Here is a 21,556-nt window from a genome sequence, read left to right as displayed (position 1 = left end):
TAAATTACGCCCTTGTAGTTTTTGTTCTTGTTTTTATGTTAGCCATGCGCTTTTACTGCACCGGGTCTGCAGAACGATTGCTGTGAGGATCTGATACCAGCATTTGCCTACTTCGTCTTCTCGTTGCAACTGCAGGCATGTACCAAGCGATCATAAATCCAATTAACGGCATTACCGCTTGAATAATGACATACACCGCAGTAAGTCGCGTACTGCTCCCCGATACCGACGCTACAGCCTCGGTAGTAACAGTAGGGAGCGTCCCGCCAGACGCCAGCAAGGTAGGTAAATACTGGCTAAAACTAATCGCCAGCCCCAACGCCCATGCCACCATAATGGCGCTGAACAACGAAGGCAGCTTAACATGGTAAAACACCTGCCACGGCGTTTTGCCCAAGCTCTGCGCCACCATGGCGTATCGGTTGTCAAACTTCCTATACGCCACCGCCATCGATAAAAACACGTAGGGCACAACATAAACCATGTGCGCCACATAGGTGTGAAACCATACGGCGTTTTGAAAAACAAGCTGCTGGAACCAGACCAGACCATATAGGAAAGCTACGCCAGGTACCAATAGTGGCAAAAATAGAGAGACAGAAAATGCATTCGAAGCAAGAGCACGCGCTGGCTTTAACTGTTCGCTTTCTAGGGTAAATAAAACAAGTACCAATGAAGTTGTACTCACCAGCGCGCCAAGCAATAAGGTATTAATAAGCGGTGTTGTCAGCGCACTTGTTGCCGTATTCCAATGCAGCAGTGTTAGCCCCTCTGGCAATAACAGCGGGAAATGCCATTGCTTAGCAAAGGAGTACACAACAACCGTGTATACCACTGTGCAAATCAAGATAATGTAAAACGCCATGATGGCAAAGCCGCACGCGCGTAACACTACATCGGCAAAATATCGATTTCCACCTGAAAGGCTGCGCTTACCGGTGTAGGTCACTAATCGCTCTATACCAAAAAACAACAGTACCGCCACGGCTGAAACTGCCACCTGAACCACAGCAGCGCTACTTGCAAGCAGTCGCATGGACAAATCAATATGATTAAACCAGTGCATAATGGCGACAGCCAAAGTGCTCGGGTTATTTGGGCCTAGAATAAGTGGAATTTCTACATTTGAAGTGGCGAAAACTAGTACTGCTAAAAGCGGTAACTTTATCTGGGAAAAAATTGTCGGCAGCACCAGTTTAAAAAAGCTCGCAGTAGGCGAATAACCTAACGCTGTCCCCACCTTTACATACCCCGTGAGTTTCTTTTTCACCAGCGGCTGAGACATAACGCTTAGCGTCATTAACAAAATAAACGGCAGCTCTTTCAGGCTAAGCGCGATAAGTATACTTAGTCCTAGACTGTCATAAAGTAGCGTTCCATCATTCGCAGCGGGCAATGCCATTTCGCTGATTTCATTAACAAAGGGGGTTGTGAAAGCATGACTAAAATACGCATTCAAGCGCGTGGTGACTGCTGCAAAGATACCAGAAGGGCTAACTACAAATAAAAGGGAAATAGCTGCAGCTGCGTGGGGAAATACCAGAAACGGGCTTAACACACCCTGAATTTTGCCTAGCAGGGAAGACTCGTAAAACGTGGCGAGAATACAAAACGCTGCTATTACGGCTAAAAGGGTTGAGCCTACGCCCGTAAAAAGCGACAACCACATCATTTGCCAAATGTCTGGAAGACCGAATAGCGTAGCAAACACTTGCGCTGAAAAGGTGTTTGCGCCGATAGCTGGGAAATAACCTAACGCAGGAAATATTACCCCTACCAGCCCTGCCAATACGGGAATACAAAGTAAAAGTAGCAAGCACCAGCGTGCAACAAGTGTAATGTGAATAAACATTAGTAGCGAGCCCCGTAACGTTCATACCAGGCTTCGCGCAATTTATCAGTCCAGCTTGCATGGGGTTCGGCTAACAGCACCGCTGACTGAGATTTGTCGAGGGCAGATTTGTGCACAGACTCGTCTTTAAACAGCATAGCTTGTGCTTGTGTCAGCGATGCCATATCAAGAACCGTATCGTCACCCCACACTTCCAGCTTTTGCTTCTCGGCCTGTGCTTCTGGCGAAAGCAAAAAATTTACTACTGTCTTTGCTGCTGTTTTGTTTTTCGAATTGTAGGTCAGCCCCACAAAATGGACATTAGCAAGGCTACCGTCTTGCATGGCATAGGTGCGAACATCATCGGGTAAATCAAAACGATTTACGGCAGATGGAATTTCAGCGGCGGTAAATGAAAACGCGAGTGTTAACTCACCTGTGCCAACCAAGCGTTGAAGTTGTGAGGCTTGGCGAAGCATATACTTCCCTTGCTGCCACATAGTGGGATGCAGCTGGTCCAAATAAGTCCAAAGCGCTGGCAATACAGCCTGAAGAGACTGTTCAGTAACGGGGCGGTAAAACAAAGACTGCTTATCGCCGTTAAGTGCAATTGCTGCGTATTTTATAAAGCTAATGCCTAAATAATCGCTTGGCACTGGATAAGTGAAGCGTCCTGGCGCTTTTTGAGAGAAGCGAAGCAGTTCATTAATGGTTTGAGGAGGCGCAGTGCCTAGCGCTTTCATGTGCGCGCTGCGATAATAAAACACCATGGACGCTTTCCCCCACGGCGCTTCCATACCAAGCGTGGGTTCGCCAAAATCGGTTACCATGGCAGAGTTCTTTTCCGGGCGGGTTAGCGCGAAATGATCAAGTTCTTTAACCCAGTCTTTAGCGAGCAAGTCATGCTTTTTCATTGCCGCAAAGTTTTCGCCATTTATCCATATTAAATCTACGCTGCCGTTATCGTGATTACCGGCCGCTTTTTCTGCTAATACGCGTGACACGGCGTCACTGGTATCAGCAAGCTTAACGTGCTGCAGTTCGATGTTAAAACGCTGGCTAACTTGCGCGGCGACCCATTGCAAATAACCATTTACTTGAGCGCTCCCCCCCCATGCATGAAAACGTACCAGAGGTTTGCTTTGTGTGTCGTCTTTAGGCGATTGCGCTGAAGTGCGATTGACCGCCGTTGACGCACGTGTTGGCGCTTGAGGCTGGCTCTGTATTTCATTGCCAGAAACTTCAACAATAGAACCATCAACACTGGGAATATCAAACGGTACCGCAAATGAATGAGAAGCCGTGATTAGCTGAGAACTGAAAACAGCTGATGCCAGTGCCAGCCCCTTAATGAGGCGACTAAACTTGCCAAAGCGGCGTAAACAAGCCGTTTTCGTGCTAACTGAAGCGCTATTGCGTGGCATTGAGTGCCCAGTCGTAATCTAAGAATTCTAGCGCTGCGTTATCTTGCTCAAGCACTGAAACCTGCTGACTCGATAGGTTTAATGCATCTTTGTATAACAGCAAAAATTGGCTGAGATTTTCCGTGTTTACGTTTTTAATACCTTGCCAACTTTCACTTTTCCGATTGGTGTTTTTTTCAAAATCTTCGCTGTACCAGTCGAATATTTTTGAAAGCTTCAAGGTGTTACCGTCCATTCTGTTGCGAGACGTATCGGCTAAAAAACGCTTGGTTTGTGCGTCAAGCTGGCTTTCTAGCCTTGCGCCAACATACGCTTCTTCTCGCAGCGCAGGGCAACCAATACTGGCACAGTTTACGGCGAAATGAATTCGAGGTTCGTTATATCCTTCCGTGGTTTTATTTTGTCCGCGAATAAGTTCGTGCTCTATTTCATCCAGCGTACGGGTTTTACCAAGTAGCGGCGCAATTTCCTTTTTCCATGGCGACGAGAAAAAGCTGCCTAAATCGCGAATAGAGTCTATGTCTGGGAATTCGGTGAGGATTAGCTCAACGGTATAAGCATTGTATGCATTGATAAGAAATGCCAGTTGGTCGGCCTTGCTCCAGCCGTCAAAGGTACTTTTTTCTACCTTAGCTAAGCTATTTAAATACTGAGTTAAACGTTCCCTATCTTGTTTAAACCCATGGTAATCAACTTGCGTGCTGGCACCATTGTCTATGGTTTTCACATGCTCGCTTAGCAACGCACTAAACGGTTCGTGTAGCCTGTTCAATTGCTTTGGCACCGCTTCATCAGAGAGAGCAGAAAAGCTTACGCTTGCAGCAAGCAGCATGATGCTGCTTACTGCCAATCGACCAAATTTTCTAATAGTGATTCGTCTGGACATCGCGATTACTCTTGTCATTACTTGTTCTCTCGCCATCACCAATGCGTTTTTCACCGCTAAGCCTTTTGTCACCGCTAATGCTTTTTTCACATTAACTACCCTCTGCGCCACGTGTGGAATTTCTCTACATAGCTGAGCAATTTTTCAGGTGCGTTTGCGCGCTTCCAATTCCCTGCTGCATACTTTGCGCCTTCAGCCCATGTTGGGTAAGCGTGGATAGTGCCAAGGATCTTGTTTAACCCTAGATCGTGCTTCATCGCAATAACAAACTCAGCCAATAAGTCTCCTGCGTGTTCCGAGACGATAGTAACGCCCAGTATCTTGTCTTTACCCGGTGGCGTGAGTACTTTAATAAACCCTTTTCTAGCACTTTCCGCAACAGCACGATCTAACTCTGCAAACTCGTATCGCGTTACTTCAACGTCAATGTCTTGCTCGGCAGCGTCACGCTCGTTAATGCCCACGCGCGCTACTTCCGGATCGATGAAGGTTGTCCATGGGATAACACGATAATCAACTTTGAATTTTTTAAACGTGCCGAAAAGTGCGTTGACTGCAGCGTACCAAGCCTGGTGGGCGGCCACGTGGGTAAATTGATAAGGCCCTACTACATCGCCAGCGGCAAAGATATTAGGCATCAGGGTTTGCAAGTATTCGTCTGTTTCAATTGTTCTATCAAATTGAATACCTAAGTCTTCCAGACCAAAACCATGTAAACGGGCTTTTCGTCCCACAGCCACAATGACTTCGTCGTAGGCGATAGTAGATTCAACACCCTCTTTCGCTACAACAAGTACTTTTTCACCGTCTTGTTGTTCAAAGCGAAGCGCATCATGGGACGTCAATACGTTTACGCCGCTCTCTCTAAGCACAGACTCAGCATACTCCGCCACATCCGCATCTTCCCTGCCCATTAAACGCGGGGCACGCTCAACTTGCGTTACGTCACTGCCAAGGCGTGAAAAGGCTTGGGCGAGCTCACAACCAATAGGCCCGCCACCTAATACGATTAAACGTTTTGGCGCGTCTTCAAGTTCAGCAAACTTGGTCCACAAGGTATCAGAGGTGACATAGCCGCTTTGCTCAATGCCTGGTAATTCGGGAATAAATGGTGCTGCACCTGTAGCAACCACAATATTTTTTGTGGTTAGTGTTTGGGTGCCGCCATCGTTCTTTTTGATTTCCACCGTCCAAGGGTCGATAATTTTCGCATAGCCTTTTACAACATCAACACCCAAGCTAGTGTAACGCTCTACACTGTCATTAGGCGCGATTGCCGCAATCACTTCGTGCACACGTGCCATCACCCTTTTAAACGACATAGCGGGTGTTACCGGCTCTAAACCATAGCTATCGGCATGGCGCATTTGATTGGCCACTTTTGCCGTTTTTATAATGGCTTTGCTCGGTACGCAGCCGTAGTTAAGACAGTCGCCGCCCATTTCGCCAGCTTCTACCAGCGTGACTTTTGCTTTCACCGCAGCAGCAATATAGCTGGTAACCAAACCACCTGCACCCGCTCCAATAACCACTAAGTTGCGATCAAACTTCTTTGGCTTGCTGTAGCCTTTGTACACGCGACGGCGATTGACCACTGCTACGATAGCTTTAGCTATCCAAGGGAATATGCCTAAAAGTACAAATGAAAAGATAAGCCCAGGTGAGACAATGCCAGACAAACTGTCTATTTGGGCAAGTTGAGTACCCGCATTTACATATACCGCGGTGCCCGCAAGCATGCCCACTTGGCTTACCCAGTAGAATGTCCAGGTTTTAAGCGACGTTAGCCCCATCAACAGGTTGATAAGGAAAAACGGGAATACTGGCACTAGGCGCAGGGTAAATAAGTAAAACGCACCTTGCTTTTCCACGCCCTCATCAATCTTTTTGAGCTTTTCTTTAAACTTATTTCGCACGGTGTCGCGTAATATGAAGCGTGAAACTAAAAACGCCAGCGTTGCCCCTACGCTCGAGGCAAACGATACAATAACTAAGCCTTGAACCAGGCCAAACAAAGCCCCTGCTGCCAGGGTCAAAATAGCTGCTCCTGGCAAAGAAAGTGCAGTTACGGCAACATAAATGGCAAAGAACACACCTATACTTAATACCGGGTTTTGAGCAATCTGCGATTGAAACGTATCGAGTGAATCCTTCATACCTTGAAGGGTTAGATAGCTATTTAAATCAAAATAAAAAAAGCTAAATATGGCGGCAACGATAACCCCTAAAAGCGCTATTTTCTTAAACATAAATATCCTTAGCGCTTAAAACGCGTATTGCATGGTAACTTGAGCGTGACGAGGTACGTTTGGCATGACAAGTGTCGCACCGAAATACCCACCTTCAAACAGCGGCTGCCAGTTTTCTTCATCGGTCACATTAATGATATCTAAACGCAATCGAAGGTCATCTGTTACTTGATAGTCTGCATTTACATCAACCGTATATTGGTCGCGAATATGCACCGTTTGCAGAAAGTCTAGTGGGAATGACTTGGTATAGAGAGCACTTGCCCCCACTTGCAGGTCATCCGTAATTTGCCAGCCAGCGTTAATAGAAGCAATTTGTGGCGGGATCCCCTGAACGCGACTGTCTGATGCAGGGAACGCGGCAAAAGAAGGTGATCCTACTCCTGTACCTTCAATAATATCAGGGCGACTATTATCAAACGCATCAATAACCTGCGCCGTACCTTGGAACGCCGCTGAATCATCAAAACGCGCGTCTAAGTAGCTATACGCGGCATTTACCCAAACATCGTCTGCTTGATAGAACATTTGTAGTTCGAAACCTTGCGTTTTCACACCACTGTTACTGCCATCACGGTTACGTAGGCTTCGGGTTTGGTCAAACACAGCGGCCTCTGCATACCAGCTGCTGTTTGGCGCATATTTTACACCCACTTCGTACAGCGTATTTTCAGTAGCAAAGTTAAGCGGGTTAATCTCGTTATTACCGCCTAACACCGTGCCACCCGCCATGCTGTTCGATGTTGCGTCGTTTTCTGAAAACGCCGCGTAAGCATTTACATCACCCGTTAATTTGTACACTGCACTTAACTGGTAGCTGGTTAATGTATCGCTGTACGAATCTGAAGCTGCTTCAACACCAATCGGCGCTAGTGGGTCACGCGCGTCTACGTCATAGTAATCAACACGTACGCCAGCAATAGTTGAAAATTTATCGGTCCAAATAGAGCGCTGCTGAAGCGCCAGGCCTGTTTGCCATGCGGTAGAGTCGGTGGTGTCTGACAAGTTAAAATCGCCGTTACCATCACCGTCTACGTCGTATTGCGCACCCGGTGAAACATATACGCCAGGACGCAGCTCAACTAATCGGGCTTTTTGGGCATCGGTAAGCGGAATAACGCGGTTTGAGATAGGCCCGGTTAAATCAATCGGATTATCGGCCTCAGTGGTAAACTGGCTATAGCCCAACACGTCGTTGTAACGTAGCGCTAACCCTACAGTCGTGGTTTGGCTGTCGTTCCACTTATAATCTAGCTCAGTGCGGTTTTCGAATGTGTCAGCCCCGTCAATGATCTCAACAAAGCTATTTTGCGCTATTTCTTCACGTTCAAGATATTGATAATAAGTAATGTTGCGAAGCGCCACGTTATCAGTCATTTTGTATTCGACACTGCTTCGAATAACCGTAGTTTCAGCACCGTTAATGTCGTCAGGATTTGTGAATACGCGGTTGCGAGGAATAACCACTTCTCCGGTAGGAGAAATGATAGCACCTGCCCCCGGTACTGTACTGCCATTCGGCTGAGTGCCTTGCCCAGTAATATAAATACCGTTATCGATAAGGTCTTGCGTTGGGCGGTTGATACCTGCGTTGTCTGGATAGTCTGTGTCATAATACTCCGCGCTGATATCCCACGTCAGTACATCGCTTGGCGTATAGCGATAGGCTACAAACAGGTTCGTGCTATCGCGCTCGGCAAAATCGTAGAAACTGCCATGGTCTAAGTACTCTGCACTAAAGCGAATACCACTTTTACCTTCTTCTATAGCTGTGCCGTAATCCACTTGCGCTGAATACTGATCCCAGCGCCCGGCGCGAAGGGTGACTTTCCCCTTGCTTTCTGTGGTCGGCGCAACCTTTGTTTGAAGGTTTACAAAGCCACCGTTGCGCTGCGTGCTACCAAACAACACTGGCGACGGCCCTTTCACCACGTCAATTTGCTCGACGCTGTTGAACGACAAAGGCAAACCAAAGCCATTGTTGCCTGCTTGACGTCTTATACCATCTTGAAAAAGCTCACCTAATTGGCCGCGTATACTGGGCAGGCTTGGCGTGCCAAAGCCGCTAGAGGCGTACGCGTTAGGCGCCGCTTTTACGATGTCGTGTAAATCGTTAATGTTAAGTGCCTCTATCGCTTGTGCCGACAGTGACGTCACCGCTCTAGGCGTCTCAGCTGCACTTAAACCGCTACCGAAAATGCGTTTAAGTGTGTTGTCGCCAGGATTTAGCGTATCTAAACTCTGCTGGTTTCCGGTTACCTCAACCACTTCAATATCTGCCGCTTGTTTGGCATAGAGCGATTGACTGATGGCAAGTGCGAGTGTGCTAACGGCTAGGCCGATTACTTTTTTCATTAACAGATCCGTATTTTTAATTCTTGTTCGACAAGACCGATACGCGTCACAAAAAATTTCAGTACATTTAATTTTCAAAAAAATATTAAAAAACACAAAATTAATTGAAATTTTTATTTTGAACGGTCGTTCTAGTATGCTTGCACTATTATACTTTTGGAGCATGTATGCAAAACAACACCGATATTCAAAACCGACTACAATGGTCGCTACTTTCTCTTCGCGTAACAATATTTATCGTTATGTTCGTATGGACACTCGATAAGTTTGTTAACCCAGCCCACGGCATGGCCATTTTTGAAAAGTTCTATGGTATCGGCGGCGTGCCTGAAATGGCCGTTTACGTTATGGGCGCACTGCAGCTTGCGCTGGTTTTGGCATTCTTAGCGGGACTTGCGAAAAAATACACCTACGGTCTTATTTTTATCCTTCACGGTGGGTCTACCCTGTCTTCATTCCCGCAGTATCTAGATGCCTTTAATCACCTGCTGTTTTTTGCTGCATGGCCAATGTGGGGCGCGTGCTTTGCACTTTTCCTATTGCGCGATGCCGATACTAAATTTGCCATTGGCAAGTAGCAGCTATTCGTTAGCTAAACACGCTAGATACACAGCACGCTAGAAAGTTAGCGCATAGCGATAGCCCTTATATTTATCTTTAGCAAGCTAACAAGATATGACGGCTACGCTTTTTAGCATTTAACTTACTGTTTGGCAGCAGCATACAGTTGCTGCCATTCAGCCTCTTCTACAGGCATGATTGACAGTCTTCCACCTTTTTTGACCAATGGCAGTTCAGTAATACCGTCCATCGTTTTAATCACTGAAAGCGGCAGAACGCTTGGAAATTTCTCTACAAATTTCACGTCAACGCGATACCAGCGGGGGTTATCCTGACTTGATTTAGGATCGTAGTATTTTGATTCAGGGTTAAACTGCGTGGTGTCCGGGTAGCCGTCTCTTACCACTTCAGCAACACCTGCAATGCCGACCAGCTTGCAACTTGAATGATAGATAAATACTTTGTCACCCCTTTTAACGCCGTCTCGTAAAAAGTTACGCGCTTGGTAATTTCTTACGCCGTCCCACGGTTCCGTTTGTTCTGGGCGGTTTGCCAAGTCATCGATTGAAAATGCATCAGGTTCTGTTTTAAATAGCCAATACGCCATAGTCGTCGTTAATTCTCTTCGTTGTAAATAGACAAGCCTTTCATTCGCTAAATGCGGGCATTTGAAGCGCTCATAAAAACCTGCGCTCATGGCTAGCTTTGCAGCTTGTTGCTTTAAGTGAGTATACAAAGCTCTTTAATTTAATGACAGTGCTATACCTTAGCTTGGCCAACACTGCTATAATTACGCACTTATTCTGAGCTACAGCCTTATTGAAGCTCAGCAACTCTCTGATTTATCTAGATGTGATTACTATGCAAGCCACCATTAAGGCCGATCGCGGTCTGTTTTCTTACCCTAAATATTGGCCACACTGTCTGGGTACTGCGCCGTTTCTCCCCATGTCGAAGGAAGAAATGGATGCCCTTGGCTGGGACAGCTGTGACGTTATTTTGGTAACGGGCGATGCGTATGTAGATCACCCTAGTTTTGGTATGGCGGTGATTGGCCGAGTACTTGAAGCACACGGTTTTCGCGTGGGGATTATTTCACAGCCAGACTGGACCAGCAAAGACGACTTCATGAAGTTGGGTAAACCCAATCTGTATTTCGGCGTAACAGCCGGCAATATGGACTCTATGATCAACCGTTACACGTCTGACAAAAAGCTTCGTCACGATGACGCTTACACGCCAGGCAATGTAGGTGGCAAGCGCCCTGATCGTGCAGTTACCGTGTATTCACAGCGCTGCCGTGAAGCGTTTAAAGGCGTACCTGTTATTGTTGGTGGCATAGAAGCCAGCTTACGTCGCATTGCGCACTACGACTATTGGAGTGAAAAAGTACGCCGCTCTGTACTGTTCGATTCCAAAGCGGATATGCTCTTTTTCGGTAACGCCGAACGTCCTCTTGTTGAAGTCACTCATCGCTTAGCGGCAGGTGAAGATATTGCCGATTTGCGAGACATTCGCGGTACTGCGATTATCGTTAAAGAAGCCTTACCAGAGTGGCAAGGTGTTGACTCGACCTCTCTAGACAGGCCGGGCAAGATAGACGCCATTCCAAGCCCCTACCAGATGGAGCCCGAGTGCGATTCGCAGGATAAAGACGCCAAAAGCAGTGAAGCGCCAGAAGCCGCCCCCATTGTGATTCAGCCTGCGCAAAAAGAGAAAGAAAAGCGTAAGCCTTGGGAAAACGTGTACGTTAAGCTACCTGCGTACGAAACGGTGAAAGACAACAAGGTGTTATACGCACATACGTCGCGTATTTTGCACCAAGAAACCAATCCTGGTTGTGCGCGTGCGCTAATGCAGCGCCACGGCGACAGACACATTTGGATTAACCCACCGGCCATGCCGCTTGAAACCGAAGAGATGGACGCGGTATTTGATTTACCCTATCAGCGTGTGCCTCACCCTGTCTATGGCGATGCTAAAATCCCTGCATACGATATGATCCGCTTCAGTATTAATATTATGCGCGGATGCTACGGCGGCTGTACCTTCTGCTCTATTACTGAACACGAAGGGCGTATTATTCAAAGCCGTTCTGAAGACTCTATTATTCGAGAAATTGAGCAAATACGCGATACGGTACCGGGCTTCACTGGTGTTATTTCAGACTTAGGCGGCCCGACGGCGAACATGTATCGCCTGCGCTGTAAGAGCCCTAAAGCAGAAGCTACATGTCGTCGCCCGTCTTGTGTGTACCCTAGCATTTGTGCGCACATGGATACGGACCATAAGCCAACTATCGACTTATACCGCCGTGCTCGTGAGTTGCCTGGAATTAAAAAGATATTGATTGCTTCAGGCGTACGTTACGACCTAGCAGTAGAAGACCCAGAATACGTGAAAGAGCTGGCCCTTCACCACGTAGGCGGCTACTTAAAGATCGCTCCAGAACACACCGAAGATGGTCCTCTTTCAAAAATGATGAAACCGGGCATGGGCAGCTACTACCGCTTCAAAGAGCTATTTGATAAGTACTCACAAGAAGCAGGTAAAAAGCAGTACCTTATTCCTTACTTTATTGCATCGCACCCGGGTACCACCGACGACGATATGCTAAGCCTTGCGATTTGGCTTAAAGAAAACAAATTTAAGCTCGATCAGGTACAGAACTTCTATCCGTCGCCAATGGCAACGGCTACCACCATGTACCATACCGAGGTAAATTCCCTTCGCAAAGTCACTAGAGACAGTGAAGAGGTGCCTTCTGCAAAAGGTGAAATTCACCGTCGATTACACAAGGCGATGCTGCGTTATCACGACCCGAAAAACTTTGCGCAAATTCGCGAAGCCCTTACGCGTATGGGGCGTGAAGACTTAATAGGCCGTGGTCCTCAGCACCTTGTTCCGCCAGAAACGGCAGATGAAAAACGCCAAAAAGCGCAAAAAGGCCGTCGTGGTGAACGCGCACTAACCAAACATACTGGGCTTCCTCCTACCTTTCAGGGCAAGAACAGCAAAGGCGGTAACAGCGTAAATAAGAGCCGACGTAATTCCAACGCTAACAAGCAAGGTCGTGGTAACACAGCACAGCAGCGTAACGACGCCGGCGGGAATAAGAACAGAGGCAACGCTTCGAAAGGAAATAATAGTAGTGGCAACAGCCGCGGCCGCACGCAAAAGCAGCCAAGCATGCACAAACGATAGCAACAAAAACGCCCAGAGCTTGTAAACTCTGGGCGTTTTTTTAATGCCTATTGTCAACGATGACATTGCGCTTTCGTCGATTTATCCCGACTTATGCCTCGTCCACAATATAACAGGTCACATTTTCAAGCTTGGTAAGTTCCCCATTTTGGTCGTTACGCAACACGCACTGTTCACCATCACTTAGCAGCGTAAAGCTATAAACAGGGTTGTCGTGCCTTCCGTCAATAGGTAATCCCCTACTATCATCCTTTGCTTTACGCTCAATCGTAATGCTCGCGGTTTGACTGAATGCATCATCGGCTATCGTTATATTTAGACCACCAAACCAGTTGCTGATCTTACTTTCAATAGTTTGCTTTTGACTCACACTTATGGATTTGGTTATTGCCTCGTGTAACTCAGCCTCCTGCGTTGTCGCGCATCCGCTCGCCGAGAGCAAAAGTATGGCGAGAGGTGCTGCTAGCAATCTTCCTTTTAGCAATTTTCCTTTTTTATTAGGAAGCGACATTACTTGCGCTCCTGAATAACAGGCTGATTTATTTTGTTGTGTAAAATAAAGTTCTCTTTGCGTTGTTCAGGCTTGTCGATAGGAATAAGCTTTTCGCCCCCTAACGCACTTTGGTTACTGCGCAGTGCTTTGACATCCGCCACGCCGTTTGACGTGACAACTTCGGGACATGAGCTTGTAGCAGCATATTCCAATGCGGCTGATAGCATCCCTTCATTTGGGTCGCCCAAGCTTGCGGTAAAGTCATCTTCAACTTCACACCCCGGCAACTCAAAATCGAAATTAGGCGTGGTGGTAGGCATGAAACCGTCAGCATAATCACCAAACCCTTTGTTATTCACTCCTTGGAACTGGATAGTAAAGTAGGTCTCACCGCAATTGTCTGTTGGGTAGAACCCATACGGCTTACCACAAGTAGTAGAGCCAATTTGCACTACTTCTACATCAATACCACGAAGTGCATTCATTACCGCTTCACTTGCTGAACATGTCGCGCCCGTGGCTAAAACGTAAACCTTCGTCAGCGAAAGGCTAGGCAGAAGCGTGTCGGTAAGTTGCCCTGCGTTATAGTCAATAACGTTGCGGTAAAACGGTGTTGGACGAATGGTCTCTCCGGTGACAGGGTTGGTGTTTGGGTTTTTATCGTTAAAACGCAATGTTTCAAAGGTTGCGTTATTGGTTTGGTTAGGACCCGCTATCATATAGGAAAGCTGTGAAGCCAGCGCCAAACGTCCTCCGCCGTTGTAGCGAAGGTCAATGACGAGTTCGGTCACATTTTCTTCAACAAACATATCGAACGCATCAATCAACCCTTCTTGCGCGGTAACGATAAAGGTATTGAATTGGAAGTAGCCCGTTTTGCCGTTTTCGGTATCGAGTACCTTTGCGTTTTGAACCGGCGTTACGCTGATATCGCCGGAGGTGATGTCTACTGAGAGAGTTGAACCATCAACCTGCACAAACTCAAAGCTTGTCACCGTACCTGCGTCTTCCGGAAACAGAGCAGCATTAATCGCATTGACGCCCTGCTGCGTGTTGGCATTGACAAAGTCGACGCCGTTTATACGCGAAAGGGTCGCACCGCGAGGCACGCCAGCAGTAGCTGCAGGTGAACCCGGCTCAGTGAATCGCACTGTTAGTACTCTCGGCACGGTTGTTGAACCAAATTCCCAATCAAACCCATAGCCCGATGAAATCCCCGATTGAGACAGTTCGTTATATTCGGCAGTGTCTTGTGAAAAGTGGAAGTTATCTTTTGGCGTACCGCTTGGCGTTAGCTCATTGGTTTTAAGCTGATCAAAATATCCCAACACTGAGAAATTTGCAGGGTCATTGTCATCTATTTCGTCGTACCACAGATAAGTGTCATTAGTCCAAGTACGTAGCCACAGCTTTTCATCCATAGCGGTACCTTGTGTATCTGGGTAAGCCCTATTAGTAAAAGGATCAATACCACTTCTAGGAGTCTCACATTTCGCTAAATATTGAGATTGCGGTTCATACACCCCCGCTTCCCACTCTGGCTCTGTTGTTACAGGTGTCGTTGGCGTGGTAGGCGTTGTCACCACAGGAGGGGTATTGGACGAGCCTGAGCCGCCTCCACATCCAGCTAGAAGAGAAATCGTGACTGCAAGTGCAACAGAAGAATACGTATACGCTTTCATGATTTAGAAAATATCCTTTTAAAACGGCTAGCCCAAAACTATTAAACTTGTGCTAAAAACAACTTTTATTAGCATAGCCGATAGTGACATATCCTTCTAAGCGTAACTACATAACAAAAGTTTAAAATGTTTCGAAATGTAAGAAAACGTGTTGCAGAGTTGATGAGAAAGTTTCATTCGTGACGCGTATCGCTCTATCGCGGTAGAAAAGAAGACTACTTATTCTGCCGTAACAATATGCTTATTATCGTCTCTAGTTTAACTGCAACACACCTACTGCTCGTGCAGTTAAGCTACTCACATATACACCTTCATCTGTCTGTATTGCGCCTGTAACAAAGGGAAAGCCACCACTAGGGTCTTGGTAACTTTGTAAAACCTCTCCGCTTTCACTTATTTTAACAAGGTGCCCGTATGCTTGACCTTGCGGGCGCATGAACTGTGGCAGACGCTGTACAATTTTACGAATGAAAGGCTTGTCAGATAGAGCGTCAACGGGAGCGGAGCGAGGCGAAGCAAGACCCAGAAAGTACGCGCCGCTAGTTGCCTGGCTGATGTTGTCTGGGAATCCAGGCAAATTATCAATCACGACCTCCACTTGGCCCTGTTTTGGCCCAACTAGCCAATAACGCAACACGCGATATTTACCGGTTTCGTTGACCAACACTGAATTTTGATCATGGCTTATTGCGACACCATTCGCAAAAACCAGACCATCCATCAGTACATTGCTGGTTCTACGTACTGGGTCGTACTCTATAAGCCTGCCATTGCCTCTATGTTCCAAAATTTCTAGCAGGCTAGCTTGCAGCGTTCCTCCATATTCCATGGCTGAAAACTTCGTGGTTGCATCAGTGAAGTAAATCTTGCCGTTATTAGCAACATCCACATCGTCGGCATACATAACTTTCGTGTTGTCAACTTGGTTAACCAGTACCGTTAGCTCACCCTCAGGGTTTGCGATTAGCAATCCGCGATGGGCGTCAGCAATTAATAAGTTATCGTCTGCATCAAACTCGATACCCAGCGGACGTCCACCCGTGTTAATCCATGGAGCAAATGTTGCGTCTCCTTTTTTCTTTAACAATACCGCTCCAGAGTGGGTAGCTGTTGCAATAGTTCCCGCAGCATTTATAGCAAAATCCTCCGGCCCATTATCTGAGTCTAATGCAATGAGCGTAAGACCTGACAAACGTGTGTTCTCAGCGAATTGCCCTGAAAACCCGTTACTGTTCGGTGCTTGCCAGCTCATTGGCGCAATGGGTACTGGCCATAGTAGTAAATACCCTAAAATGACTATGAACACTCCACCGAATACCTTCATTTATGCTCTCCTACAAGCAACGCATGTTGTCTATCTATCAACCATAGCAAGCAACCCTCCGATACTCTGCTTTCGTTTATAAATAGAACACTATCATCCAGAGCTTTCTAAATAGCGCATATTTGAATATGCATTACAAATTCGTTAGGTAGCATCCATTCCCCCCTTCAGATCGTTTGTTTATAAAATGCTACTGAGGTACGTCATGCCATTTTATGCAAAAACACTCGGAGATAATTATGCTAAGCAAGTAGACAAAGAGCTACGTGCGAGCCACGCGGGAGAGACGGGAGCCGTTTGGATATACCGTGGTGCTCTATTTGCCGAATGTGTTTTAAAACTGGTTAATCTTTCTGGCACAAACAACGAGGCACAACCCTTCATATATGAGCACCTTAAAACGGAAAGACGACACCTCGCCGTGTTTGAAAACGAGATGCCGCTTTTTAGAGGCAGTTTTATTTTACTTTTATGGATAGCTTCTGGGTTTATCACCGGCTTTATTCCAAGACTTTGCGGTATAAATTGCTTTTACTACACCATTTACCGAGTAGAGCAGTTCGTAGATTCGCATTACGAAGAACAATGTAAGCGCATTTCTGCGTTACCCATCCCCCCTTCAAACGTTATAAATCGGTTTAGACAATGCCAAGCAGATGAACAACATCACAGAGATGAAGCGCTGATCCTAATGACGAAAAGGCCGTCGTTATTAATGAAATTATGGGGCGCAGCCGTTGAAAAAGGCTCTTCTATTGCCGTTGCAATCGCAAAAGTGATTTAAGTTTTCGAGCTTATGCGCATTGACCTGTGATAAAAAATAGGCATCAGAGAATTTATTAATTGAAAAAAAAGAGACGCTTTTAAAGTGGGAAAAAAGGACAGAGTTCGGCTACCAAAACCCTGTGACAACTGCGCTATCAATGCCGACACACAGTTTCGTATTCGATGTGGTGATGAAGACACGTGGCGTATAGTATGCAAAGCTTGTCAAGAACGAGCAAAGGCCAGCAATGGCTATATGTATGGCGGTACGTGGAAAAGAAAGAAGCGTAACTAAGGGGCTTCCTGTGAGCCCCTAATAGTTACGATAAGATTTACGCATTCACTCTTTTTTCTTGCGCTGATTGAGGCACGCTGTTACTCGCGTCGGCTTCAATCTGACTTTCTGCATTTTTAGCACGCTTAAGCAGCGTATTAGCACGATAAACACTCCACACCACGTACACCGCCATAGGTATATTAAGCTGAAGTGACGCAACCGATAGCGTCGCGCTTTGGTGCATAGCCGCATAGGCTATGAGTAACACCATTACGCTTAGGCCTGATATAAGCAACCATATCGGCTTTGTGAGTGATTTAACTCCCACTGTAATGCCGGTATTAAATAGCATAAGGCACCAAAAAACGGCGATGAGCGAGCCTGTAAAAAACATATCTGCTACAGCAGTTAATGCGAGTGCACTCACACTACCCCACACCGTGCTGTACCAAAGCCTGCTTGCTAACGGCGGATGCGCCTTCTTAGACAGCCAAATCTCCATACCCGACACGCAAAGCATGGTCAGCATTACACCAAGAACAAAGTACAGCCACTTGCTGGTAAGGCCGGCGAAGTCACCGAAGTGCAAACGGTACATCGCCCATACCAACTGCTTACCCCATTCACCGAATTCATAGCCGGCCACACCGATAAAGTTACCCGCCGTATCGAATCGATAGCCTTCTGCGTAGATCATTCTATTGGGTGCCTTGGCATATATTTCGATGAACTGCTCTGGTTCACCGACTTCGTGTACCGTTAAAAATATTGGCGACTTTTCTGGCGCTAGCGTTTCCATTTGTGCAAACGCCCTACCAATAGCCGGTTTACCTTCCTGTGGCGCTAATACAGGGTCTGGCGTAAAGATTTTCTGGATAACCGCGTCGCGATCGCCTTCGTAATTTAGTGAGGCAACAACCACCAAAATGATCCCTGCCATACCAAAATATGCGCCTGTTATACCTATAACTAAATGAAAAGGCGCTGCCCATAGTCCAAAACGGTTGTGCAAATCAATTTGTGCTTGCTGACCGTTGCCACCCCGTCGAAGTTTAAAAGCATCTTTTGCTATTCGTTTGTGAGCAATAATTCCAGTGACGACAAGGGTACAGATGATAGCGCCCAAAGCGCTGACCAAAATCATTCCCCAACTTTGTGGCAAATTGAGATACAAGTGCAAGTTCACGAGCATTTCGGTAAAAGACACGCTTTCTTGCTCTAATAAGTTACCTTCACTGTCGGCAAAGTAAGCAGCATGATCGTTTTCTACCACCAACCGAGGGATATCTGATGTAGGGAAAACCACATAAAGATGGTGAGACTCCTGCGTATTCTGAGCCAAAAAGGTGTCCATCGCCTTTTCAACAACATCAGGAGAAACATTCTTCATTTCTTCAATATGCGGCTGTTCCCACCTTTCAAACTCTAAGTGAAAAACCGCAACGGTCCCAGATAAGCACACCAAAAAGAGAAGTACACTTAGAAAAACGCCTACCCAAGTATGTGCATTTAATGCATTTTGTTTTGTTATTTTATCCATCGATATTCACCTACATGGGGAAGAAAATAAGTATTGGTAGGCAAAGCGCAGCCAAAACTGCGTAAGCAACAACAACTTTAATTTTGTGGGCGGTAGCAAGGTAGTGATAAACAATAAGACCCCACAAAATTGGCAACAGCACGATACCTGTAGCCAACTTCCCTGCTATTGAGAATGGAAGTAGCGCACATAGTCCTAGCGTCAATAACACGCTCACAACCAATAAAACAACCAGCACCACGATGTAGTTTGCGATGTTCCCTAGAACTGTACGTCGCGAGAAATCAAAGCTCCTCGGCTGAGGTACATTTTTTGGCTGAGGCAAATGAGTTTGGTTAAACGCAATAAAAGGCCACACTAAAATGGAAGGGATACACAGCGCATACAGCACGCCAAACTCCCACCCCTGAGCATAAGACCAGCACACTGCTGCAACTAGCCATACGACAAGACCCAAATAAAGATACGTTGACGCTTGAGCGCGCCAACTTTTATAAATAACACCTAAGGCTGCAAGTGTTAAACCACCCGCTGCAACTGAAAGCATGATAAATCCTTAAAACGAATAGGTTAACGACGCGTTCACTGTTCTGCGTACACCAGGGAAACAGTCACCTCTGAATAAGCAAGACGTGAGATATTTTTTATCGGTCACATTTCTTACATTCAGCTGCAAATTCAAATTATCTGCTAGCTCGTACGACACCATCAGGTCACCAAGGGTGTAGCTAGGCGTGTCGTATCTGATGATACCATTCTCAGAAACTGATTCTCCCACGTAGCGAATACCAGCTCCTACCGTCAGCGCTTCAAGCTCAAGTGGAGAATAATTTATCCATAGGGATGCATTGCTGTCTGGCTGTGCTGACAACGAAAAACCGTTAGGATCTTCTGCATCCAAGACCGACGCCGCAAACTGCGCTGTTATCTGGCCAAAGTCTACGCGCCCTTCTAGCTCAATCCCTTCAATGGTCGTTACGCCTTGCTGTTGCGCCGCTTCGTCTGGTAATCCGTTAGGATTAGGAAGGTTTGAAACTTCAATATCGTAATACGCCAGCGTGATAAAACCAGGAACTGACGAGAGTTCATACTTAATCCCTGCCTCGTATTGACGGCCTTCTTCTGGCTTAAGCTGGTTGTTATTGTTATCTAGTCCCACTACCGTCTCGAACGACTCAGCGTAACTAAGGTAGGGGGAAATACCGTTGTCAAAGCGATACAAAATTCCAGCTGAGTAAGATGTTTGCGTGTCATCCTGCTCAGTTACGCCTGTATCATTATCAACGCGGTCGTGACGTAGGCCTAGCGTTACCCGCCAGTTTTCATAGGAAATTTGATCAGACAGGTATAACCCCGTGTCCGTGACTGTCTGTTCAGGCGCATCGTTGTAGATTGCGTCGAAAATACCTTGCTCTGGTGCGCCTGTGTACTCAGGGTTGGCCAAGTCCAGAATGTACCTAAAATCACCTTGTAATACCCCACCACCAGCATAGTAAGCAGAGTTGGCGTCGGTCTTAACATGTTGATATTGTACACCTGCTAATAATTCATGTTCGAAAGCGCCTGTTACAAAGCCCTTGTTTACACGAATATCAAAAGCGTGTTGATTAAACGTATTGTCTGCTTGATAAAACGTTCTCGGCACAAAGGTATCGGTAGGCGCGACCGGTGCCCCTACAAAAGCGTTTAGATAGCGAGTACCGCCCGTAAAAGTGGGCCACGCTTGGTGGTAGTCTGCCTCACCATCTCGCCATAAGGCAGTAAATGAAAGTGACGTTGTATCGTTAATCAAGTGCTCGCCAAGCAAAGTAACTTGGTTCGACTTAGTATCAAATTTATTAAACCCTGGTTCACCTGCGTAAACATCTTGGTCGGGTAAATAAGTGCCGTCAGCCAAAGGCAATAATGTCCCTTCCACAGGAATAAACTGCGCTGCTGTATCACTATCAGTATCTTGGAATAACCCGATTAGCGTTAGCGTTGTATCGTCAGAAGGCATGAAGGAAAGTGACGGCATGAATACTTGGGTGTCATCGCTAACATAATCAACCTGAGAGTCAGCATTACGATATATACCAACAAAACGCCCCATCCACCTATCATCTTCAGACAGGCTGCCGTTTACATCCACCCCAACTTGCGCGCGGTCGAAGTTTCCGTAGGACAACACCACTTCGCTTCCTTTGCCTAACGTGGGCGTTTTTGACACATAGTTCATTATGCCACCGGGAGAGCCCTGACCGTAAAGTACAGAGGCAGGCCCCTTAAGCAACTCAACCTGTTCCATTGTGTAAATTTCAGCTCGCGTAGAATTATAGCTGCCAAACAACTCTTGAATTGAGTCGCGATAGCGCGGAATACTTAATCCTCTGGAAGAGATTGAATCGACTCGGGTGGCGTATCCGTATGACTCCCCCGTCACGCCCGCCATATAGGTGGCAGACTGAGAAAGATTTAACACACCTTTTTGCTTTAAATCTAATGCGGTTTCAATGGAAATTGTACGGGCGAGTTCAACAATGGGTGTATTTGTTTTTGTTGCGCCAAACGGAGAACGCATGCCCACTACTTCAATCTTTTCTACTGCATTCGCTTCTGCTTTTTCCCCTGTTGCTTCTCGCTTATCTATAGCTAAGCCAGCGCCACTTTCATCTTCCTGAGCATGCGCGTGAGACACTAAGATAGCCGCTACCGCCAAGCTGAGTAATTTCTTATTCATGTTGAGTGTTTTCTGTTATTAATTTTTAAGACCCATCAATTCGCCTATTACAAGAATGAAGTGAAATGAAGGCTGCATTAGTACTTTCGTCTAATTTAGCAAAAATTTACACAAATGATAACCAGTATCATTCACATTAACATCAATAAGTAACAGAAAACGCGTTAACCGAGGTTGTTAAGTAACATAAAGATACGCGCATACAAAAAAGCCGAACTAGCAGCGTTAGCTCGGCTTTAACTCTCA

15 protein-coding genes are annotated in these 21,556 nt (G+C 46.4%); 3 read left to right on the top strand and 12 right to left on the bottom strand.

All coding sequences use genetic code 11. The features are described 5' to 3' along the window. Window positions 1–52: 52 nt before the first annotated feature. Genes MHN02_RS03275 through MHN02_RS03255 form a run of 5 tightly spaced genes read right to left on the bottom strand, consistent with a single transcriptional unit; the run spans window position 53 to window position 8,745 of the window. Window positions 53–1,852, bottom strand: a complete 1,800-nt coding sequence (locus MHN02_RS03275) for an ABC transporter permease subunit (protein ID WP_239244544.1) — start codon at window positions 1,850–1,852, stop codon at window positions 53–55. Then, entirely contained in the window at window positions 1,852–3,255 is a 1,404-nt protein-coding gene (locus MHN02_RS03270; RefSeq protein ID WP_239244542.1) for an ABC transporter substrate-binding protein, read from the bottom strand. Before MHN02_RS03270 ends, MHN02_RS03275 begins: the two co-directional genes overlap by 1 nt. Beyond that, window positions 3,242–4,231, bottom strand: coding sequence for a DUF547 domain-containing protein (locus MHN02_RS03265; protein ID WP_239244540.1), 990 nt, complete (start codon window positions 4,229–4,231; stop codon window positions 3,242–3,244). The genes MHN02_RS03270 and MHN02_RS03265 overlap by 14 nt, the downstream gene beginning before the upstream one ends. Window positions 4,232–4,236: 5 nt before the next feature. Then, window positions 4,237–6,390 carry a bifunctional TVP38/TMEM64 family protein/FAD-dependent oxidoreductase gene (locus tag MHN02_RS03260; protein WP_239244538.1) on the bottom strand — a complete coding sequence of 718 codons (2,154 nt, stop codon included), beginning with the start codon at window positions 6,388–6,390 and terminating at the stop codon, window positions 4,237–4,239. 15 nt (window positions 6,391–6,405) lie between these two features. Continuing rightward, the gene (locus tag MHN02_RS03255) at window positions 6,406–8,745 is read right to left on the bottom strand and encodes a TonB-dependent receptor (protein WP_239244536.1); all 2,340 of its coding nucleotides are present in this window, start codon (window positions 8,743–8,745) and stop codon (window positions 6,406–6,408) included. 167 nt (window positions 8,746–8,912) lie between these two features. On the opposite strand from MHN02_RS03255, the gene MHN02_RS03250 reads away from it, so the two are divergent. Continuing rightward, the gene (locus tag MHN02_RS03250) at window positions 8,913–9,323 is read left to right on the top strand and encodes a hypothetical protein (RefSeq protein WP_014979158.1); all 411 of its coding nucleotides are present in this window, start codon (window positions 8,913–8,915) and stop codon (window positions 9,321–9,323) included. 125 nt (window positions 9,324–9,448) lie between these two features. Here MHN02_RS03250 and MHN02_RS03245 read toward each other — a convergent pair whose 3' ends face one another. Beyond that, the gene (locus tag MHN02_RS03245) at window positions 9,449–9,913 is read right to left on the bottom strand and encodes an EVE domain-containing protein (protein WP_239244560.1); all 465 of its coding nucleotides are present in this window, start codon (window positions 9,911–9,913) and stop codon (window positions 9,449–9,451) included. A 254-nt stretch (window positions 9,914–10,167) separates the two neighbouring features. Between MHN02_RS03245 and MHN02_RS03240 the strand changes: the two genes are divergently transcribed. Next, entirely contained in the window at window positions 10,168–12,510 is a 2,343-nt protein-coding gene (locus tag MHN02_RS03240) for a YgiQ family radical SAM protein (RefSeq protein ID WP_239244534.1), read from the top strand. A 91-nt stretch (window positions 12,511–12,601) separates the two neighbouring features. On the opposite strand, the gene MHN02_RS03235 is transcribed toward MHN02_RS03240, so the two are convergent. The 3 genes from MHN02_RS03235 to MHN02_RS03225 all read right to left on the bottom strand — a co-directional run bounded on the left by MHN02_RS03235 (window position 12,602) and on the right by MHN02_RS03225 (window position 16,009). After that, window positions 12,602–13,021 carry a hypothetical protein gene (locus MHN02_RS03235; RefSeq protein WP_014979155.1) on the bottom strand — a complete coding sequence of 140 codons (420 nt, stop codon included), beginning with the start codon at window positions 13,019–13,021 and terminating at the stop codon, window positions 12,602–12,604. Next, window positions 13,021–14,685, bottom strand: a complete 1,665-nt coding sequence (locus tag MHN02_RS03230; protein WP_239244532.1) for a S41 family peptidase — start codon at window positions 14,683–14,685, stop codon at window positions 13,021–13,023. The genes MHN02_RS03235 and MHN02_RS03230 overlap by 1 nt, the downstream gene beginning before the upstream one ends. Window positions 14,686–14,938: 253 nt before the next feature. After that, the gene (locus tag MHN02_RS03225) at window positions 14,939–16,009 is read right to left on the bottom strand and encodes an SMP-30/gluconolactonase/LRE family protein (protein WP_239244530.1); all 1,071 of its coding nucleotides are present in this window, start codon (window positions 16,007–16,009) and stop codon (window positions 14,939–14,941) included. 205 nt (window positions 16,010–16,214) lie between these two features. Between MHN02_RS03225 and MHN02_RS03220 the strand changes: the two genes are divergently transcribed. Continuing rightward, on the top strand, window positions 16,215–16,793 hold the full coding sequence (locus MHN02_RS03220; protein WP_239244528.1) for a demethoxyubiquinone hydroxylase family protein: 579 nt from the start codon (window positions 16,215–16,217) through the stop codon (window positions 16,791–16,793). A 313-nt stretch (window positions 16,794–17,106) separates the two neighbouring features. On the opposite strand, the gene MHN02_RS03215 is transcribed toward MHN02_RS03220, so the two are convergent. Genes MHN02_RS03215 through MHN02_RS03205 form a run of 3 tightly spaced genes read right to left on the bottom strand, consistent with a single transcriptional unit; the run spans window position 17,107 to window position 21,310 of the window. Next, entirely contained in the window at window positions 17,107–18,591 is a 1,485-nt protein-coding gene (locus tag MHN02_RS03215) for a PepSY-associated TM helix domain-containing protein (protein WP_239244526.1), read from the bottom strand. Window positions 18,592–18,601: 10 nt separating this feature from the next. Then, window positions 18,602–19,138, bottom strand: a complete 537-nt coding sequence (locus MHN02_RS03210; RefSeq protein WP_239219706.1) for a hypothetical protein — start codon at window positions 19,136–19,138, stop codon at window positions 18,602–18,604. 9 nt (window positions 19,139–19,147) lie between these two features. Continuing rightward, window positions 19,148–21,310: a TonB-dependent siderophore receptor gene (locus MHN02_RS03205; RefSeq protein ID WP_239244524.1), complete on the bottom strand. Its 2,163-nt coding sequence runs from the start codon at window positions 21,308–21,310 to the stop codon at window positions 19,148–19,150. Window positions 21,311–21,556: the final 246 nt, after the last annotated feature.

This window comes from Alteromonas sp. CNT1-28, from assembly GCF_022348345.1.
Taxonomy (GTDB): Bacteria; Pseudomonadota; Gammaproteobacteria; order Enterobacterales; family Alteromonadaceae; genus Alteromonas; species Alteromonas macleodii.
Note: the sequence above shows the minus strand (reverse complement) of the source record. Positions and strands in the feature narration are given on the sequence as shown.

Bases quoted from the DNA above. Each gene is read 5' to 3' on its own strand.
- MHN02_RS03275 (WP_239244544.1), bottom strand. From the start codon at position 1,852: ATGTTTATTCACATTACACTTGTTGCACGCTGGTGCTTGCTACTTTTA.
- MHN02_RS03270 (WP_239244542.1), bottom strand. From the start codon at position 3,255: ATGCCACGCAATAGCGCTTCAGTTAGCACGAAAACGGCTTGTTTACGC.
- MHN02_RS03260 (WP_239244538.1), bottom strand. From the start codon at position 6,390: ATGTTTAAGAAAATAGCGCTTTTAGGGGTTATCGTTGCCGCCATATTT.
- MHN02_RS03255 (WP_239244536.1), bottom strand. From the start codon at position 8,745: ATGAAAAAAGTAATCGGCCTAGCCGTTAGCACACTCGCACTTGCCATC.
- MHN02_RS03250 (WP_014979158.1), top strand. From the start codon at position 8,913: ATGCAAAACAACACCGATATTCAAAACCGACTACAATGGTCGCTACTT.
- MHN02_RS03245 (WP_239244560.1), bottom strand. From the start codon at position 9,913: ATGGCGTATTGGCTATTTAAAACAGAACCTGATGCATTTTCAATCGAT.
- MHN02_RS03240 (WP_239244534.1), top strand. From the start codon at position 10,168: ATGCAAGCCACCATTAAGGCCGATCGCGGTCTGTTTTCTTACCCTAAA.
- MHN02_RS03235 (WP_014979155.1), bottom strand. From the start codon at position 13,021: ATGTCGCTTCCTAATAAAAAAGGAAAATTGCTAAAAGGAAGATTGCTA.
- MHN02_RS03230 (WP_239244532.1), bottom strand. From the start codon at position 14,685: ATGAAAGCGTATACGTATTCTTCTGTTGCACTTGCAGTCACGATTTCT.
- MHN02_RS03225 (WP_239244530.1), bottom strand. From the start codon at position 16,009: ATGAAGGTATTCGGTGGAGTGTTCATAGTCATTTTAGGGTATTTACTA.
- MHN02_RS03220 (WP_239244528.1), top strand. From the start codon at position 16,215: ATGCCATTTTATGCAAAAACACTCGGAGATAATTATGCTAAGCAAGTA.
- MHN02_RS03215 (WP_239244526.1), bottom strand. From the start codon at position 18,591: ATGGATAAAATAACAAAACAAAATGCATTAAATGCACATACTTGGGTA.
- MHN02_RS03210 (WP_239219706.1), bottom strand. From the start codon at position 19,138: ATGCTTTCAGTTGCAGCGGGTGGTTTAACACTTGCAGCCTTAGGTGTT.
- MHN02_RS03205 (WP_239244524.1), bottom strand. From the start codon at position 21,310: ATGAATAAGAAATTACTCAGCTTGGCGGTAGCGGCTATCTTAGTGTCT.